At 62.9% G+C, this 18441-nt stretch carries 15 protein-coding genes; 10 read left to right on the top strand and 5 right to left on the bottom strand.

Going from position 1 to position 18441, the window contains the following annotated elements; all coding sequences use genetic code 11:
• Window positions 1-322: 322 nt before the first annotated feature.
• The 5 genes from IM701_RS16140 to IM701_RS16120 all read left to right on the top strand — a co-directional run bounded on the left by IM701_RS16140 (window position 323) and on the right by IM701_RS16120 (window position 7304).
• On the top strand, window positions 323-2680 hold the full coding sequence (locus IM701_RS16140; protein WP_230487921.1) for a TonB-dependent receptor: 2358 nt from the start codon (window positions 323-325) through the stop codon (window positions 2678-2680).
• 329 nt (window positions 2681-3009) lie between these two features.
• Complete coding sequence (locus IM701_RS16135) at window positions 3010-3891, top strand: alpha/beta hydrolase (protein WP_230487920.1); 882 nt, start codon at window positions 3010-3012, stop codon at window positions 3889-3891.
• Window positions 3892-4026: 135 nt separating this feature from the next.
• Complete coding sequence (locus IM701_RS16130) at window positions 4027-5517, top strand: Plug domain-containing protein (protein ID WP_193828755.1); 1491 nt, start codon at window positions 4027-4029, stop codon at window positions 5515-5517.
• Window positions 5514-6185: a TetR/AcrR family transcriptional regulator gene (locus tag IM701_RS16125; RefSeq protein WP_193828754.1), complete on the top strand. Its 672-nt coding sequence runs from the start codon at window positions 5514-5516 to the stop codon at window positions 6183-6185. Before IM701_RS16130 ends, IM701_RS16125 begins: the two co-directional genes overlap by 4 nt.
• A 198-nt stretch (window positions 6186-6383) precedes the next feature.
• A complete protein-coding gene (locus IM701_RS16120) occupies window positions 6384-7304 on the top strand; it encodes a dimethylarginine dimethylaminohydrolase family protein (RefSeq protein ID WP_193828753.1) in 921 nt (306 codons plus the stop codon).
• A gap of 302 nt (window positions 7305-7606) precedes the next feature.
• On the opposite strand, the gene IM701_RS16115 is transcribed toward IM701_RS16120, so the two are convergent.
• From IM701_RS16115 to IM701_RS16105, 3 genes are all read right to left on the bottom strand, one after another.
• The gene (locus IM701_RS16115; protein ID WP_193828752.1) at window positions 7607-8890 is read right to left on the bottom strand and encodes an MFS transporter; all 1284 of its coding nucleotides are present in this window, start codon (window positions 8888-8890) and stop codon (window positions 7607-7609) included.
• Window positions 8891-8943: 53 nt separating this feature from the next.
• Entirely contained in the window at window positions 8944-9753 is an 810-nt protein-coding gene (locus IM701_RS16110; RefSeq protein WP_193828751.1) for a 2-keto-4-pentenoate hydratase, read from the bottom strand.
• 81 nt (window positions 9754-9834) lie between these two features.
• Window positions 9835-11334, bottom strand: a complete 1500-nt coding sequence (locus IM701_RS16105) for a UxaA family hydrolase (RefSeq protein ID WP_039335868.1) — start codon at window positions 11332-11334, stop codon at window positions 9835-9837.
• 202 nt (window positions 11335-11536) lie between these two features.
• Here IM701_RS16105 and IM701_RS16100 point away from each other — a divergent pair, with 202 nt between their 5' ends.
• The 5 genes from IM701_RS16100 to IM701_RS16080 all read left to right on the top strand — a co-directional run bounded on the left by IM701_RS16100 (window position 11537) and on the right by IM701_RS16080 (window position 16656).
• On the top strand, window positions 11537-12553 hold the full coding sequence (locus IM701_RS16100) for a LacI family DNA-binding transcriptional regulator (RefSeq protein ID WP_039335866.1): 1017 nt from the start codon (window positions 11537-11539) through the stop codon (window positions 12551-12553).
• 114 nt (window positions 12554-12667) lie between these two features.
• Window positions 12668-13306, top strand: coding sequence for an RpiB/LacA/LacB family sugar-phosphate isomerase (locus tag IM701_RS16095; RefSeq protein ID WP_039335864.1), 639 nt, complete (start codon window positions 12668-12670; stop codon window positions 13304-13306).
• 26 nt (window positions 13307-13332) lie between these two features.
• On the top strand, window positions 13333-14100 hold the full coding sequence (gene kduD, locus IM701_RS16090) for a 2-dehydro-3-deoxy-D-gluconate 5-dehydrogenase KduD (protein ID WP_193828750.1): 768 nt from the start codon (window positions 13333-13335) through the stop codon (window positions 14098-14100).
• A gap of 14 nt (window positions 14101-14114) precedes the next feature.
• Window positions 14115-15125 carry a sugar kinase gene (locus tag IM701_RS16085; protein WP_193828842.1) on the top strand — a complete coding sequence of 337 codons (1011 nt, stop codon included), beginning with the start codon at window positions 14115-14117 and terminating at the stop codon, window positions 15123-15125.
• Window positions 15112-16656 carry a carboxylesterase/lipase family protein gene (locus tag IM701_RS16080; RefSeq protein ID WP_193828749.1) on the top strand — a complete coding sequence of 515 codons (1545 nt, stop codon included), beginning with the start codon at window positions 15112-15114 and terminating at the stop codon, window positions 16654-16656. The genes IM701_RS16085 and IM701_RS16080 overlap by 14 nt, the downstream gene beginning before the upstream one ends.
• On the opposite strand, the gene IM701_RS16075 is transcribed toward IM701_RS16080, so the two are convergent.
• Both IM701_RS16075 and IM701_RS16070 read right to left on the bottom strand, forming a co-directional pair.
• Window positions 16625-17020 (bottom strand): cupin domain-containing protein, encoded by a 396-nt coding sequence (locus IM701_RS16075; protein WP_193828748.1) that lies wholly within the window; start codon window positions 17018-17020, stop codon window positions 16625-16627. The two genes, IM701_RS16080 and IM701_RS16075, sit on opposite strands and share 32 nt — an antisense overlap.
• Complete coding sequence (locus IM701_RS16070) at window positions 17017-18357, bottom strand: polysaccharide lyase family 1 protein (RefSeq protein ID WP_039335854.1); 1341 nt, start codon at window positions 18355-18357, stop codon at window positions 17017-17019. Before IM701_RS16070 ends, IM701_RS16075 begins: the two co-directional genes overlap by 4 nt.
• Between the last annotated feature and the right edge of the window lie 84 nt (window positions 18358-18441).

Genomic DNA, 18441 nt, shown 5'->3' with positions numbered 1-18441 from the left:
GTGGGAGAACCGCAGCGATGTGCCGGAAAAAACGATCGCTCGACGGGAAGGTCTCAGGCCGTGTCCACGAGTTCGACACGAGAGGTGTCCTTCTGGCGCAGCGATAGTTTCGGCCCCGATTGGACCACAGCTCAACGTTGGGCCGAATTGGCAGCACCAGACGTCTTCATCCGAGAATACTCGCCATTCACGATGAATACCACGTGCGAATAGGCATGGAACTCGAAGAAAATAGGCGTCTCTTCTTCATAATTTCGACAATCGAGAGACATTATTCCGATAATTCAGTTTCAGGGAGATAAAGATGAATAGATACAGATTGATGGCACTGGCGGCGTCGACTGCGATTGCTTCATATTCATGGTCAGCGAATGCCCAGGATACAACTGAAGGCGCTGGCACCGATGCGAATGCCGACGTGTTCGGGGACATCGTCGTGACAGCCTCGCGCCGGGCAGAGCGCTTGCAGGAAGTGCCGTTGGCCGTGTCAGCACTGGGAGCTGAACAGATCGCCAAGGGAGGATTCCAGCGCCTGCCCGACTTGCAGTATCAGGTTTCTGGCCTTCAGTTTGGCAGTTCCCCGAACGACAGTGGTTTCCGTCTGCGTGGCGTTGGCTCGGCAGGCGGTTTCGCCTCGTCGTCCGAACAGAATGTCGGCACCGTCGTCGACAACGTCGTGATCCCCTTCGGCAATCCGCTCAACAGCCTGGGGGATCTCGAGCGGGTGGAAGTGCTCAAGGGCCCGCAGGGTACCCAGTTCGGCAAGAACGCTTCTTCCGGCGTCATCAACATCACGACGGCCAAGCCCCGGTTCGACAAGGTCTCGGGCAAGGCGTACGCATCGTACGGTGAATTGAACGAGGTCAACGCCAACGCCTCGGTCAACCTGCCATTGTCGAGCAATGCCGCTATGTCGGTGTTCGGCTTCTACCGTCGGAATGATGGCTTCCTCGAGAACGTCCTGCGCGATGAAATGTGGGGTGGTGAACGCAGCTATGGCGCGCGCGCCAAGCTGCTTTGGGAGCCGTCCGAAGATCTCAGCGTCTACGTGATCGGCGACTATTCCAAAATCAATCGTACAGGGCCGGGGCAACTCTGGACGCTTAACTCCCTGCCAAACAGCGCCAAGCCGGGAACCGGCTTTAATCCGCTGATGGCATTACGCTTCGCCAATCTGTCAGCCTTGGGCGTCACGCCGGGCTTCGAGAACGGCAAATCGGTTGAAGACTATCCAGGGTACAGCTCGGAGCAGAACTTCGGAGCCTCGATCGAAATCAACAAGGAGCTGGGGAGCGGCTATAACCTTACGTCCGTCACCGCCTACCGTGGTCTCAACGAAGGTCCGCAGGCATTTGCCATCGATGGCAGCAGCTTGCCGATCTTCAGGGCCCAGCCAACCGGTGTCGATCAGACTTTCTTCAGCCAGGAACTGCGCCTGTCCTCGCCCAAGGGCTCGCAGCTCGAGTTTACCGGTGGCTTCTACGCATCGGTTCGCAAGGTAGGCGACGCTAACGACTTCAATCGCGCCCAGTTGCGCCCGGCCTTCCCGTTCACACCGATTGCTCTTGGACCGACGCTGAGTGCCACACCGATCATCAATATCTCGGCAGGGCAGAGTAACACCCAGACAAAGTCTGATTCTTACGCCGGATTTATTGACGGCAAGTTCCACGTGAGCGAGCAGTTCGCCCTTCTCGGCGGTTTCCGCGTCCAGAATGACAAGGTCAAATCGTCGTCGTTCTCGATCGTCGACCCGGCCGTCGCACCCGCAACGGTCGATTTCTCGACAACGCCGCCAGGATTCGTTGTCCCCTATGCACCCCGTGCACTGCAAACGGGCAGCGTGTCGAAGACAGGATGGTCAGGGCGAGTCGGTGCCGAATACAAGCTGGCGCCTGATGTCATGGTGTTCGCGACCGTTGCCCGTGGTTACCTGGGACCAACCGTGACGTTCTCCGGGCTCACGGGTGCAAAGTCCAGCGTCAATCCCCAGACGGTCCGCGACGTGACAGTTGGGCTCAAGAGCCAGCTGTTCAATCGGACAGTCACCTTCAATGCCAACATGTTCTTCGATCAATACAAGAACCTCCAAACCTCGGTCTTCAACGGAACCGAGTTCCTGACGGAGAACGCCGGTGGTTTCCGCGCGAATGGCTTTGAAGTGGATGCAGCTTGGCGCGTCAGCCCCGAGTTCAGCCTGAATGGAGGCTTCACTTATTCGGACACCAAGTTTACCGATTACGTCACGGCCTGCCCAAGTGTCGTCAGGGCCGGCTACACGTGCTTCACCCAGAACGGAACCAGTCTGATCCAGGCGAAAGGCGAGCCCCTTTCCGGAGCACCGAAATACAGCGCTACGTTGGGGGCAAATGTCACCCTGCCAATCAGCGATAGCCTGCAGTTCGATTGGGCAGCAAACGGGTACTATCGAAGCAGGGTTCAATATGACGTGGCAAGCGCGATTGCTTCCCAGCCAGGATTCGTGACCATCGGTCTCAATGCCGGCATCGGTCACCCGGACGGGAATTGGCGCCTCGGCGTGTTTGCCCGCAACCTGCTGGACAAGCGCTTCCATGCATCAGTGATCGGATTGCCCTTTGCAGATGCAGGCGGCGCCGTGAACTGGTTGACGCGTGAAGGGCGTCGCACCTTGGGGGCAAGCCTGGAAGCTAAGTTCTGACAGGCTACAGGTCCCGCCTTGCTGCCTCGCTTTCTAGGTTAGCGAGGCGGGACGCCTTGCAACTGCTAAGGCACTGGAGGCTAAGCCAGACAGAACTCGGCTTGGTATCGAATTTGGGCAAACTCGTAAGATTCTGATCGACGTATGGGAGAAGTATCGTGAAGCGAGTTTCACGGCGAGAGTCCTTCAAGCTGGCTGCCATCGGAACTGCGGGCTGCCTTCTGGGCGGGCTGGGCGAACTGGCGCGTGCCAGCGAGCCAGAGGAATTCGCCTACGTTCACCCTGAACTGCGCCCCTTTGCCAAGCAACTCATGGCTATGCTTGAACCCATGCCCGAGCTTTCCGAAAAAAGCTTGTCATTCACCCGGAAGGCAATGGGCGGATGGGCGCAGCCTCCCCTCCAAGCCCCCGCCTGGACCAGACAATCTGTACCTGGTTTGACGGGCCACCCGGCGGTCACCGTGTACGTCGTCAACAGCGACGCGTCGAAACGCCGTCCGGCAATCCTTCACACGCACGGCGGAGGCTTTGTCAGCGGCACAGCTATCAGCATGGTTGCTGACCTGCAGCGTCTGGCTTTGGAATTGGACTGCACGATCGTCACAGTCGATTATCGTCTCGCGCCGGAAACACGATATCAGGGATCCATTGCAGACAACTATGCAGCTCTCGAATGGCTTTACGACAATGCGACATCCCTTGGCGTCGATGCAGGCAGGATCGCCGTTATGGGCGAGAGCGCAGGCGGCGGGCACGCAGCGCTGTTGGCCCTCAAAGCGCGTGATGTCGGCAAGGTCCCGATCGTCGCACAGGTTTTGATATACCCGATGCTGGATGACCGCACCGGAACCGTGGAGACGCCAAAGGCTCCGATCGGCACGATTGTCTGGACTGCTGCCAAGAACCGGTTCGGGTGGGGTGCGTTTCTGGGGATGGAGCCAGGCATGGATGCTGCTCCTGTGGCGGCAGTGCCAGCACGCCGATCGGATCTGGCTGGCCTGCCGCCAACCTTCATCGGCGTCGGAGCTATCGACCTTTTTGTCGATGAGGACATAATGTACGCCAAGCGTCTGATCGCTGCCGGCGTTCCGACCCGGCTGGAAGTCGTGCCTGGGGCGTTCCATGGATTTGACGGGATCGCTGCTTCAACCCAGGTGGCGAAGAACTTCCATGCGTCGAAAGTAGCTGCTTTGCGGAGCGCTTTCGCTTGACAGACTAATCACCTCAACAGGCAGTATGAGCGCCCAGCTGTCCCCGCTTCGGGTGAATTGTTACATCCAGCCCAAGTGAGAACATTGCCTCCAGAGCCAAGCTTTGGGACGGGTTCGGCACAAGGGGGGAATGAGATGGTTGGTACAACTGTGGCTGGCAGGTGGGGACTGTCGCTGGCAGCGCTTGCATCGTCGATGCTGGTTGCTCCTGTTCATGCCGAGGAGGCTGAAGACCAGGCAGCTTCCGGCACGATCCAGGAAATCACCGTCACTGCTCAGAAGCGCAGGCAGTCTGTGCAGGACGTCGGGATCACCCTTTCGGTCGTCAGTGGCGACAGCCTGGCCCAGGCCGGCGCCAGCTCCGTCACCGACCTGACCTCGCTGGTTCCCAATATCCAGGCGAACTACGGCGCCGGGCAGGTTGCGTTCAACGTCCGCGGGATCGGGACCAACGAATTCTCCGCCAACCTCGATTCACCGGTCGCGATCAACGTCGACGAGGGATACCTCGCCAAGACCTTCATGAGCGGTCTCCTCCTGTTCGACATCGATCGCGTGGAAGTGCTCATCTGCGCCAATACGCCGGTGGTGAGTGAAGCGGATCTCACCTGGAAGCAGCAGGAAGCCTTCGGTCTGTCCACTTACGATGTCCATTCGGACTACGCGGGCGTGTGCTACTCCTCGTGGCGCAGGCCGATACAGAACATGCGCCCGAAGTACCGGATGCCGGCAATCGGTGCGCCGTGGGCTTTCCCGGCAGACCTTTCGCTGATCTGGTGGCTGGACGCGGCGGGCTATGAAGTCGACGTGGTGACCGACCATGATCTCGCCGCCGAGGGCCTGGAGCTGATCGCACCCTACCGCGCGGTGCTGACCGGGACTCACCCCGAGTACTACTCGCTGGGCATGCTCGATGCGCTCGAGGACTACGTGGCCGGTGGCGGTCGCGTCGGATACCTCGGCGGCAACGGCCTCTACTGGGTCACCGAAGTGCGTGACGAGGAGCCGTGGTGCATCGAGGTCCGCAAGCTCGATACCGGCTCCCGTGCGTGGCAGGCCGCGCCGGGCGAAGGCTATCTCGCGACGACGGGGGACCGGTCGGGTCTGTGGCGGGCGCGGGGAAGGCCGCCGCAGAAGCTCGTCGCGCTGGGCTTTACCACCGAAGGTATGGACGAAAGCCAGCCGTTCGAGCGCATGCCCGACTCCTTCGAACCCGAGGCGGCATGGCTGTTCGAAGGTGTGGGCCACGATGAACTGATCGGCAACTTCGGGCTGGGTCTCGGCGGCGCCTCCGGGCTCGAGATGGACCGCTACGACCTCACGCTGGGCACGCCACCGCACACCCTGTTGGTCGCGTCCTCGTTCAATCACTCGGACAACTACCCGCTGGTGTCCGAAGACATCACCTATGCCTTCCCCGGCAGGGGCGGCACGCAGGACCCGCAAGTGCGTGGCGATATTGCATTTTATGCCAACGCCAAGGGCGGCGCAGTGTTTGCCGCCGGGTCGATCGCGTGGAGCCAGGCATTGCCATGCAACGGCGGCCGGAACAACGTCGCGCGCATCATGACGAACGTGCTCGATGCGTTCCGCTCGTCGGACCCGCCATTTCTGCCGCGCACATGACGCGAAGGTCCGGCCCTCCCTTGCACGTCGCCCAGTTGACCCTGCCCGACAGGATGGGCGGCTACGCCAAGGGAGACCGGACGCGCCGCGTAATCCTGCAGGCGGCGCATGATCTTTTGCTCGAGCATGGCTACGCCGCCCTGACGCTGCGCGGCGTAGCCACGGCCTGCAACTTGCGCATGGGTAACCTGACCTATCACTTCCCCTCGCGCGAAAGCCTCGTCTCTGCCTTGTTCGACGCGATCATCCGTGGATACGAGGACGCCTTCGCCGAGATCATGGCCGACCAGAAGCTCCCTCCTGTTGCGCGCCTGATGGACGTGTGCCAGCTCATCATGGACGATATCGGCACGCGGCGCACCACGCGGCTGTTTCCGGAGCTCTGGGCGCTGTCCAACCACGATCCGTTCGTGGCAGACCGCATGTACGAGATGTACGACAGGGCCCGCGCCGCCATCGTATCCGCCGTCCGCTGCGCTTACCCTGCCGCCCACGAACGAAGCGTGGACCTGACCAGCATCTTCATCACTTCGGCGATGGAAGGCATGAGCATCTTTGCCGGGTATGGGAAACCCTATCAGGACGATCGTGCCGAGATTGCCGAGATCGCGCTCGATGCCTTCCTGCACGCAAGCCAGGCCCATGCAGACGAATGGCCGGCCGGCTGACGCCGAAGGGGGTGACCGTGCATCCTATTTGGAGTGTTTCCCCGGGGAAACATTCCAACATGGCGCGCCGTCGATGAGCGGTGAATTGGCAACGGTGGGCAGATAAAAGGCCGCCGAGATAGCCCGACCGCGCCCATCCGTGCGGTAGACAGTGGAACGACCGGGCAAGGGCCACCGTTCTCCCAGCCAGGAGAACATATGAAACTCGATCTTCTTTCGCGATATACCTCTGCAATCGACAGCGTGCCGACCATTCTCGACTGGCGCATCAGTGGCGAGACCGACCTGCTTACCGACGTCGTCCTGTGCCCGCCGGACTATCTGGCGCCGGTACCTTGCTGCACCGTTACACGCGACAATCTCGAGCAGGGCTTTGCGGTCGATATGCCGGCGGCCAAGCGGCAGCATGAGGCACTGTGTGCAGCCCTGCGCCGCAACGGCGTAACCTGCCACTTAGTGACGCCAGAACCGGACCTTCCGGATATGTGCTTCACCCGGGACATCGCCGTAGCGACCCCTTTCGGACCGATGCTGACGGCCCCTGCCATGCCGCATCGTCGTGGCGAAACCGAGGCTTTGGCGCGCCACGTCAGAGCCTGGGGGCTTAACTGGCCGCGCGTCACCACGGGCACGATCGAGGGTGGAGACATCTGCATTGCCCGTGAGGGCCTCCTCCTGATCGGGAGTTCGGGCGAGCGGACTTCGCGCGAAGGGCTCGAGGAGTTCGCCGCGCCGTTCCACGATGCCGGCTGGGAAGTGCTGGTCTGCCCGTTCCATGCAGACCACCTCCATCTCGACACCCTGTTCTGCATGGTCAGCCCGGACGAAGCCTTGGCCTGTGTCGAACTGCTCGATGCAAGCTTTGTTGCGCGGCTTCGCGAGCTTGGCATTGCGCTTATCGACATGCCAGCCGCCAGCGTGCCGCAGCTCGGCTGCAACATCCTTGCACTGGGTGGCAAGAAGATCATCGCCAGTGAGGACGACGAGGCCGTTTCACGACTCCGCGCCCACGACTATCACGTTGAAACAGTTGACGTTTCGCAGTTCACCCGCTGCGGCGGCGGCATACACTGCCTGACTCTTCCAGTCCGGCGCGTGCCAGTCTCTCGAGGAAGATAGACGCTGCGCAAGCGTTGAGGCTCCCGACGCTCGACCGGCACCTGACCAGTGCATCGGCTAGCAGGTGTTATGAGCGGACCTACGAACAATGGAAGGACACGGATCAGAATTGGGGCATCTTTGAGGCTCGAGAGATTTCCGACCATTGTGCAACTTGGTCTCGAGCTTGGGCTGCGCCGATGACCGAAAGGAGCCAGTCCCTGCATTGGTCCCTGGCGTCACTCGGATGATGGTCGAAGCAACGGGTAGGGAGTGCCCCTTTCAATGACGCTCTCGTGCAGCGCCTCGCTTGCCAACGCGCCTCAAACGGCTGCTGGAGCGAGCCGCGGGCTGAGTATATGCACGACAGCCAGGGCAAGCAGGTAGCTGCTGGCGCAGATGGCGAAAAGAACCTCGTACGAGCCGCCGGTCTTGTCGAGGATGTAGCCGGTGAACAGGGCCATGCCCATCCCGCCGAGAGCCCCGACCGTGCCGCCAATGCCGACCACCGAGCCTACCGCCCCACGGGGGAACACGTCTGAAGGCAGCGTGTAGAGGTTCGCCGAGAAGGCCTGATGCGCCGCAGTGGCAAGCCCGATGATGAATACGGCAGCCCACACGCTGTCGAGGCTCTGCGCGAACCAGATCGGCAGTACCGCCACGGCGCACAGAAACATCGTGGCCTTGCGCGCGAAGTTCGGAGTGCGGCCAGCCTTGATCAGGCGGGAGGACATCCATCCGCCGAAGATCGAACCACCATCGGAAATCAGGTAGATCGCCGCGAGCGGCAGACCGAATGTCTTGAGGTCCATGTCATAGCGCTCGAACAGGTAGCCGGGCAGCCAGAACAGGAAGAACCACCAGACCGGGTCGATCAGGAACTTGCCAAGCGCATAGGCCCAGGTCTCGCGCACGGTCAGGAGCTTTGCCCAGCCGATCTGCTCCACCGGGTCTGCCGGGTCCTGCTGTATCCAGGCAAGTTCGGCCGGCGAGACGCGCGGGTGTTCGGCAGGATGGCGATAGATCAGCCACCATGCGACGAGCCATGCCACACCGAAGATGCCGGTGATGAAGAATGCGGCGCGCCAATCGAACCACAGCACAAGCGCCGGGACCAGCAGTGGCGTGATGATCGCGCCCACATTGGCACCGGCGTTGAACAGGCCGATCGCATAGGCGCGCTCGCGCTGGGGGAACCAGTCGGTGACGGCGCGAATGCCAGCCGGGAAGTTCCCGCTTTCCCCGACGCCGAGACCGAAGCGCGCGGCGGCAAAGCTGACAAGACCGGTTGCGAAGCCGTGCGCCACGTGCCCGGCAGTCCAGATCACGATTGCGATGGTATAGCCAAGCTTCGCGCCGACCACATCAACGATGCGGCCAAAGCCAATGTAGCCGATGGCATATGCGACCTGGAACCAGAACACGATCTGGGCGAAATCGGTCTCGCTCCAGCCGAACTCGGCCACCAGCGTCGGCTTGAGCACGCCGATCATCTGGCGGTCGATGTAGTTGACTGCCGTGGCCGCAAACAGCAGGGCAACGATGACCCAGCGGTAGCGCCCGGCCTTGGCAGAGGCGGCTGCAGCCGGGTTGAAGTTCTGGTCCATTGCTTCTCTCCCGAAGCGGCCAACCCGTTACGGGCTGTGCCGCCAAGTGCAATTCAGCGGGGGCCCGCCGCGATGATCGAGCAGGTCAATTCGCCGTGGCCCTCGAAGATCGCACGAAATTCCTGGCCGACGGCGATCTCGTGCACGCCGGTCACGGCACCGGTGGAGACCCATAGGCCCTGCGACACATCGAAGCCTCGAGCCAGCAGATTGCCAAGCAAGAAGCGCACCGCACCGTAGGGCCCGTCGAGCATCGCGGCAGCGGTTGCCGACCCGACTTCGACGCCGTCAATCTCGCTCCTGACCCTGATTGAGCAGAGGTCGGTCGACTGCCAGTTGGGCAGAGCGGCGCCACGCACCAGGCCAGTGTTGTTCCCGAAGTCGGACACGGTAACCGCCGGACCATCGGCATTGATGCCCGGGTAGGGCGAACTTGCGATCTCGATCCCGATGCGGACATCATCAACTATCGCGATCGTGCCGGCGTCGTCAGCAGGAACCGGACCCTTGAAGCCCGGCGCGACGTGGACAAGGAACTCGGCCTCGCCGGCGGCGAAGCCTCCTGCATAGACCGGCATCGTTGGAGTATCGCCGACATTGGCGTCGACGACGCTGTCCGCAAAGATCGGGCCCGCAAGGCGGTTGGCGCCAAGCGACGCGTCGAGAGGGGGATTGATGCGCCCGACTTTCCAGCCGACGACCTCACGCCCGTCGATCGAAATGGCGCGACCCTGTATGCCATAGGCATCGTCGAGACCCTGCGGCGCGGTGCCGGGGTAGGTTTCGAGGACGCAGGCCTCGCGGCGGGCGCTGACGAAGGCCGCTGCAACCTGATCCGCATTCTCGTTCAATTCGGTCCCCATCCCTTGGTCCTTCATTCGTCCGGCTGCCTATAGGAAACCGGTGTCAATCACAAGTCTCAGCCATCCGGTCGCGTTATACAATTAGAGCGTTACGCCCTTCTTCCAGATTGCCATTTCGCGCTGGTCGCTGCGTTCTGCGGCCGTTCGGCGACCGCTGGCGATAGCGACCAGCGTCTCGAGAAAAGCCGCATCTGCCGCCTGCTCGCCTTCATAGAGCACGCGCGAGGCGTCGAAATCGATCCAGTGGGGCTTGGCCAGCGCCAGGGCCCGGTTCGAGGCGACCTTGACCGTAGGCACCGGAAATCCCAACGGCGTGCCGCGCCCGGTGGTGAACAGCAAGAGCGTTGCACCTGCTGCGGCAAGGGCCGTGGAAGAAACCGCATCGTTTCCGGGCGCTTCGAGCAAGGCGAGGCCGGGTTCGACCGCCTGACCCCCGTAATCCAGCACCGAAGCGAGCGGCGCGGTCCCGGCCTTCTGCACGGCGCCGGCAGACTTTTCCTCGAGCGTGGTAATCCCGCCGGCGATGTTGCCGGGCGACGGATTTTCCGACACCGGCAGGCCCTGATCGAGGTAGTAACGCTTGAAGCGGTTCACCAGCGCAGCGGCAGACGCGAACGTCCGAGCATCGACGGCGCGATCCAGCAGCGCCTGCTCCGCGCCGAAGATTTCCGGAATCTCGGTGAGGATCGGCGTGCCCCCGGATGCGGCCAGGCGTTCGCTGAAGCGGCCGAGCATCGGATTGGCGGTAAGACCTGACAAGCCATCGGACCCACCGCACTTCAGCCCCACGATCAGCGCGGAGAGCGGCAGGTCCTCGCGCTGCGCGGAGACTGCGAGTTCGACCAGTTCGTCTACCAGCGTTGCCGCTTCCACCAATTCGTCGCCAGCGGATTGCGAGGACAGCGTCCGTACCTTGGACCGCGCCGTTTGCGGCAGCGCGGCCAGCAAAGCGCTCAACTGGTTGGATTCACACCCCAGACCGAGCAGCAAGACGCCAGCCGCATTGGGATTGGCGGCCAGCCCAGCCAGCAACGCGCGGGTCGCGTCGAGATCGTCTCCCAATTGCGAACAACCGTGAGGATGATTGAACGCGTGAACACCGTCGATTCGGCCCTCCGCAATCAAGGCGGCATGGCGTGCTTGTGCAGCACGGGCGACCTGCTCCGCAGTGCGACCGACGCAGCCCACTGTTGGCAGGATCCAGATTTCATTGCGCGTCGCGGCACGACCATCGGGGCGTCGGTAGCCCTGCCAGGTCCGTGAAGCGCTGGTCGCCGTGGCCAATCCGCCGCGTGCGACTTCGGCAGAGTAGACCTGTTCGCCGTCAAGCGCGGTCTTCACGTTGTGGACGTGGACGTGTTCGCCAACCTGGATGTCCTGGGTGGCAACGCCGATCGGCAATCCGTACTTCACGACCCGATCACCGACGGCGTGGGCGCGCGTGGCGAACTTGTGCCCCTGCGGAATGTCTTCCATGATCGCAAGGGCGACGCCGCCGACTGTGACCGCCGCCTCGCGGGAAAGCGGACGCAGCGCCACCGCAACGCTGTCCATCGCGTGAACGCGCAGCACGTCCGGCATGGCAACGACGACCGACAATCCGCGACTCTCCCAAAAATACGCCCGGCAGGGCACCGTCTTTGGATAGCTTCTAGGTAACCGGTGTCAATGGCCAAGACTCGCGGCCCATTGCAAAGTCTGACAAGAACCGGCTAGTAACGCTGCAACGCCTTGACACCGGTGTAAGTCACCGTGAACCGGGCTGGGATCGACGGGACGACGTGTGAAGAAGTCGAAGGACGGCAAGCCGACAATCAACGACGTGGCGCGCCTTTCGGGCGTCTCGAAGAAAACCGTCAGCCGGGTAATCAACCGCTCGCCGCTGCTCAACGATGCAACGCGCGAGAAGGTCGAGGCGGTGATCGCGGAGCTGGGCTATGTCCCCAACCCTCAAGCCCGGGCCCTGGCCCTGCGCCGCAATTTCCTCATCGGCCTGATCCACGATAACCCCAACGCGCAGATGGTGCTGGGCGTGCAGGAAGGGATCCTTTCCGCAATCCGCGATACCGAGTTTGCGCTTGTCGTTCGTCCTGTCAATCGCCGCTCGCCTGACATGCTTGACGACGTGCGGGCCTTTCTCGAACAGCAAAGGCTGTTCGGCGTCATGCTTCTGCCGCCAATTTCCGAGAATGATGCGCTTGCCGAACTGTGCGACGAACTTGGCGTCACCTACGTGCGCATGGGCTCGGTCAAGCTTGACGAAGACGAGCACATGGTGGCGTCAAACGACCGCGAGGCGGTTTCGCAAGCGATAGACTACCTGATCCGTCGGGGCCACCGCCGCATCGGCTTCGTCGCCGGTCCCGAAGGTTTCCGCTCCGCTGCCGAGCGGTCGCTGGGCTATCGCGATGCGCTGGAGATGGCGGGGATCCCCTTGGACGATGCCATCATGGCCGAGGGCAACTACACGTTCGAGACGGGAATTGCCGCAGGCAGGAAGCTGCTCGCCGCAACGCCCCGCCCCGGCGCGATCTTTGCGAGCAACGACGAGATGGCCGCAGGCGTTCTGCACGCAGCGCGGACGCTCGGCCTTTCAGTACCGGAGGACCTTTCGATCGTCGGCTTTGACGACACTGCCATCGCCGCCCATATCTGGCCCCCACTCACCACCGTGCGCTGGCCGATCCAGGCCATGGCCAGAGCCGCGGCGCTCAAGCTGATCGACCCGGCAGAGGCGCGCAAGCAGCCCTCGCACTTCCTTTCCGACCTGATCGAGCGGGCGTCGGTCGCCACCTGCTGATACCTGCAAAAATGGCGCACGAATGGGCTTGCTTCGACTAATGACACCGGTTACCTAAGGGTCAAATTCGCGTCAAACTGCTCGGTCAAGCAAGCCGAAGCGAGAGGAATTCCCATGAAAATCGCATTGATCATCGAGAACAGCCAGGCCGCAAAGGCCAGCCTCGTCCACGAATCGCTGGCCGCCGTGGCAGAGCCGCTTGGCCACGAGGTTCATCATTACGGCATGTACACGCCCGAGGACAAAGCCTCGCTGACCTACGTGATGAACGGCCTGCTTACCGGCATCCTGCTCAACTCCGGGGCTGCCGACTTCGTGGTTACTGGCTGTGGCACCGGGATGGGTTCGATGCTTGCTGCAAACAGCATGCCGGGCGTGTTCTGCGGACTGGTGATCGACCCGACCGACGCGTTCCTGTTCGGCCAGATCAACGATGGCAACGCGATCTCGATGCCCTACTCCAAGGGCTTCGGCTGGGCAGCCGAACTGAACCTGCAGGACGTGTACCGCAAACTGTTCGATGGCGAACGCGGCCTTGGCTATCCCAAGGAACGCGCGGCGATCATGAAGACCAATCGTGGCATCCTCAAGAGCCTCAAGGAAGCTTCCTGCCGTGATATGCTGACCGTCCTCAAGACCGTTGACCAGGACCTGCTCAAGGCCGCCATCGCTGGCGAGAAGTTTGCCGACCTGTTCTATGCCAACTGCAAGGACGAAGCGATCTCCGACTACCTGCGCGGCCTTTCGGCCTGACCCCTGATCCAGGGGAGAGGATAACGATGAACCTGTTCGACCTATCGGGCCGCGTTGCGGTCGTCACTGGTGCCAACACCGGTATTGGCCAAGGCATTGCCGTGGCGCTGGCACAGGCGGGGGCAGACATTGCCGCAGTCGGCCGCACGCCTGCCGAGGAAACCGCAGCCAAAGTTCGCGCACTGGGGCGCAATTGCGAAGTGGTTGGTGCCGATCTTTCGACGATCGAACCGGTGCAGTCTGTGGTCGAACAGGTGATCTCTTCGCTCGGCGGGCTCGACGTGCTGGTCAACAACGCGGGCATCATCCGCCGGGCCGATGCGGTGGACTTCACAGAGGAGGACTGGGACGCGGTGGTCGATACCAACCTCAAGTCCGTGTTCTTCCTCTCGCAGGCGGCGGGCCGCCACATGATCGCCAACCGCGAGGCCACCGGGCGGCGCGGCAAGATCATCAACATTGCGTCGATGCTGAGCTTCCAGGGCGGCATCCGGGTGCCGAGCTACACCGCAAGCAAGAGCGGCGTCGCCGGCCTCACCAAACTGCTTGCCTGCGAGTGGGCGGCCAAGGGTGTGAACGTCAACGCGATTGCACCGGGCTATATCGCCACGAACAATACCGCCGCTTTGCAAGCGGACGAGACGCGCAATCGCCAGATCATGGAGCGTATACCGGAAGGACGCTGGGGTGATCCGGCGGACATCGGCGGTGCAGCGGTGTTCCTTGCCAGCGGCGCGGCAGATTACGTGCAGGGACACGTGCTGGCCGTCGACGGCGGCTGGCTGGCCCGGTGACCCCTGGCGCCCTGATGGCCGGTCACCTCGTATGCTTTGGCGAATTGCTCTTGCGGCTCTCGCCACCCGGCGCGCGTCTGATGGTCCAGGCGCAGAGCCTCGAGATGGTTGTCGGCGGGGCGGAAGCCAATGTGGCCGTCGCGCTCGCCTCGCTGGGCCACGCCACCCGCATGGTGACGCTGCTGCCCGACAATCCCCTTGGCGACAAGGCGCGGGCCGAACTCGGCGCGGGCGGAGTCGATACCCGCTTCGTCGCCCGTGGTGCCGGGCGCATGGGGCTCTATTTCATGGAGCCCGGCGCTGGGCTCAGGCCCTCATCGATCACATACGATCGCGCCGGGTCCGCATTTGCGCATGCTGACGCTTCGGCGTTCGACTTTGCAGGAGCGCTTGAAGGGGCGAGCCTGCTGCACTTGTCGGGCATAACCCCTGCGCTCGGGCCCAATGGCGTCGCGCTTGCCCGAGCCGCCGTGGCTGCAGCGCAGAGCGCGGGCGTACCTATCTGCCTCGACGGAAACTACCGGGCTCAGCTCTGGGAAAGCTGGAACAGCGATCCGCGCGCCGTGCTGACCGAACTGGTGGGTGCAGCGACCGTGCTCATCGGCAACCACCGCGACATATCACTGCTGCTCGGCAAGACGTTCTCGGGCGATGGCGCCGAACGGCGGCGCGAGGCGGTGGAAGCGGCCTTCGCCGCGTTCCCCAACCTGCAACTGATCGCCTCGACTGCACGCCAGGTGGTCAGCAGCGACCACCATCGCATCGCGGCGCGCGTCGACGCGCGCGAGTCAAAGCATCAGACATCCGAGATCGACGTTACCGGCATCATCGATCGGATCGGGACCGGGGACGCCTTGGCGGCCGGAGTGCTGCACCGTTACCTGCAAGGCGGCGATGCACAGGCCATGGCCGAATGCGGCCTTGCGCTTGCTGCGCTCAAACACTCTGTCCCCGGCGACTTCTGTTTAATAAGGCAGAGCGAACTCGCTGCGTTCAGCGCCGAAGGCGGCGATGTCAGGCGGTGAACTGACCCGGCGCGCGTTGCTTGGCGCCAGTGCGGCACTCGCGGCATCGCCGGTTCTGGGCAGAGCCCGAGACCCGCAAGCGGGACGCTTTACCGGACTGCGCGAGGATGGCGTGCTGGCCTTCAAGGGCATTCGCTATGGCCGTGCAGAGCGGTTCGCACGGGCCGTGCCGGAGCCGTGGCAAGGCCCGCCGCGAAGGGCGCAGAGCTTCGCCCCGATCGCTCCTCAACGCGGCAATCCCGACTTGGCGCAGAGCGAGGACTGCCTGTTCCTCAACGTATGGACGCCGGATGCCAATCCGCGAGCGCGGCGTGCGGTCATGGTCTATTTCCATGGCGGGGCCTATTCCAACGGCACGGTCACCGATCCGCTGACGCGCGGCGGGACGCTGGCGGCGCAGGGCGACGTCGTCGTCGTCACAGTCAACCACCGGCTGAATGCACTCGGCTATGCTTGGCTCAAGCCTTTCGGGCCGCAGTTTGCGGACAGCGGTAATCTTGGGCAGCTGGACCTGATCCTTGCCCTTCAATGGGTGCGCGACCACATAGCCGCGTTCGGTGGAGATCCGGCGCGGGTCATGGTCTTCGGCCAATCGGGAGGCGGCGCCAAGATTGCGACACTGATGGCGATGCCGGCGGCTGACGGCCTGTTCCATGCGGCGGCAACGATGAGCGGCCAGCAAGTCGTGGCGAGCGGACCCGGGAACGCATGGAAGCGGACGCTTGCCCTGCTAGCAGCGCTGAAGCTGCGCCCCGATGACGTGGAAACACTTCAGACGATGCCTGTGCAGCGACTCGTCGAAGGCCTTGCCGCACCCGACCCGATCATGGGTGGCAACCTTTACATGGGCCCGGTGCTGGACATGACCAATCTGCCCCGCCACCCGTTCTGGCCGGATGCGGCGCCCCAGTCACTGGGAATACCGATGATCCTGGGCAATGTGCGCGAAGAGACCCGGGCCTTCATCGATCCGCGTGGGCCAAAGCTACAGGGGCTGGCCTGGGACAACCTCGCGGCCCGCATAGCGCCAGAGATCAAGATCGATCTCGACGTCGATTGGGTCGTCGCGCAGTACCGCGCGCAATACCCGCAATGGACGCCAGAGCAGGTGTTTTACTCCGCGACCACGGCGGGCCGCTCGTGGCCCGGGCAAGTGATCGAGGCAGACGAGCGGGCGAAGGCTGGTGCCAAAGCCACCTGGGTCTATCAGCTGGACCGCGCTTCTCCCAGCGATCCCTTGCGCGGTGCCGCACATACCGATGACATCCCTCACGTCTTCGGGACGCTGGATGCGCCCGGCAGCATGAGCGGGACGGATGCAGGCGCTCGGACCACCAGCAGCCTGCTGATGCAAGCATTCACCGGCCTTGCCAAGACCGGCCAGCCCGGGCTGGCGGAATGGATGCCGTACACCCTTCCAGACCGGGAGACGCTGGTGGTTTCGGACGGCCGGGTCCAGACCGTCAACGATCCACGCCGGTGGGAGCGCGAACTCTGGGCTACGGCACCTTACGTTCAACCGGGTAGCTGATGATCAGTGCCAGAGGCGCGTCCCCGCGCTGCGTGATGCCGACGACCGCGCCTTCGTAGAGGTAGGCGGTCATGCCCTTCCTCAGCACGGCACGCTGCCCGTCAGACACGACTTCGCCTTCGCCTTCGAGCACGTAGTAGACCTCATCGTGCGCGATGGGATGTTCGCCGATTGCCGCGCCGACATCCAGAGTGCGGCGGCGGAACTCCATGCGGCGCGGCTGAGGCACCGCGTCACTGATCCGCCATGCAGTGCTCATGCCGATGCCGCCATGCGGCGGGGGTTCACGCCGCATGGTGTCCACCTCATCGATGACCGCCATGGGCGGCGCTGCGGCAAGCAACAGGGCGAAGACCGCGTTCATGGCTGGCGCATCGTCGCGTCGCGGGAGGAGAGTTTCTCCTGCGGTCCCGCCTTCTGGCCCGGATACCGGCCCGACTTCGGCGTCATCGTATCGAGGTTCCAGTCGGCCTCGACGAAGGGCGCGAATGTGGCCACGGTGTGCGGATAGCCGCCGACTTCTTTCTCGTCGTCGATGATGTCGCCACGTCCTTCGGCGACGAAGAACAGCACCCGGATATCATCGGGCGCACGATCCCACGGACGCGCACCGACTGTCTGCAGCACGGACGTCTCTACCTCACCCGAAGGCAGGGTGCTGTAGCGAGAGATGTCGGTCAGGGGCGCTTTCGCGGTGATCAACCTGGCCCGCGTCTCGCCATAGCGGCCGAACTGCGGAAGGGGGTTGCCGTGGCGGTCGACCGCGCGGTTGTCCTTGCCGAAGTACTTGAGATCGCCATCGCCGCCCAGCATCAGGAACGGCAGGCCCGGATCGGTATCGTTGCCGCCACGCATGACGTTGCCGACTGCAGTGATCTCGCCAGTCACATAGTCGTGGCCGCCCCATTCGAGGTTCATCAGGTTGTAATGCACCGCGCGGTGGCCGGGATTGTAGATCACATTGTTGATCATGGTGACCTGCGCGCCGCCCTTCACCAGTGGCGAACGCTCGACATTATGCGCCCAGACGTTGCGGTAGAAGGTGATGTTCGTCGCATTGTCATGGATGAGCGAACCCTTGGAATGCTCACCCTTGGGGTGGCTGGCATTGGCAAGTCCTTCCGCAGCGATGTTCTCGCGGAAGACGATGTCGTGGCTGGTACCAGCGCGCCATTCGGCCACGGAATTGCCGGTGAAGCGCGGTCCCGACGCGGACATGTTCTCATCGAGCGCCCACAGGAAGCTACAATGTTCGACCACGACATTGCGCGCCGCCACGGTCGAGAAGGCGTCAGCCTCCCAGCCTGAAAGCTTGGCCTGACCATCAGCACCGGTCATCACGCGCAAGTGGGAAAGGATGACGTCGTGCGTCTTCAGATCGATGCCACCCTTGACGATCGTGATTCCCGGCGACGGCGCAGTCTGTCCCGCTACCGTAAGGAACGGCTCGGTGATCTCCAGCGTGTCGCGGCCCATGTCGATCGTGCCGCCGACCTCGAACACGACGGTGCGCGGACCCTTTGCGGCAAGCGCCTCGGCAAGTGATCCAGGGCCAGCTTTTGCCAGCGTGGTAACGCGGATGATTCGCCCGTTGGCCCCGCCCTTGGTCGGATCGGCGGGGTGCGGCCCGGCCCAGGCGGTCGTTGCCAGCAGACTGGCGAAAATGGCGGAAATCGTGAACTTTTGCAGTCTCTGATGCATCGCAGACTCTCCCATTGGCATGGTTATTGACAGAGGCGCGATGCAAGGGCAATAAATAATGACACCGGTTACCTAAATGACATG

The sequence above is a fragment of the Novosphingobium sp. ES2-1 genome, assembly GCF_015169775.1.
Lineage (GTDB): Bacteria > Pseudomonadota > Alphaproteobacteria > Sphingomonadales > Sphingomonadaceae > Novosphingobium > Novosphingobium subterraneum.
The sequence above is the reverse complement of the archived record's forward strand: the minus strand, read 5'-3'. Positions and strand labels throughout refer to the sequence as shown.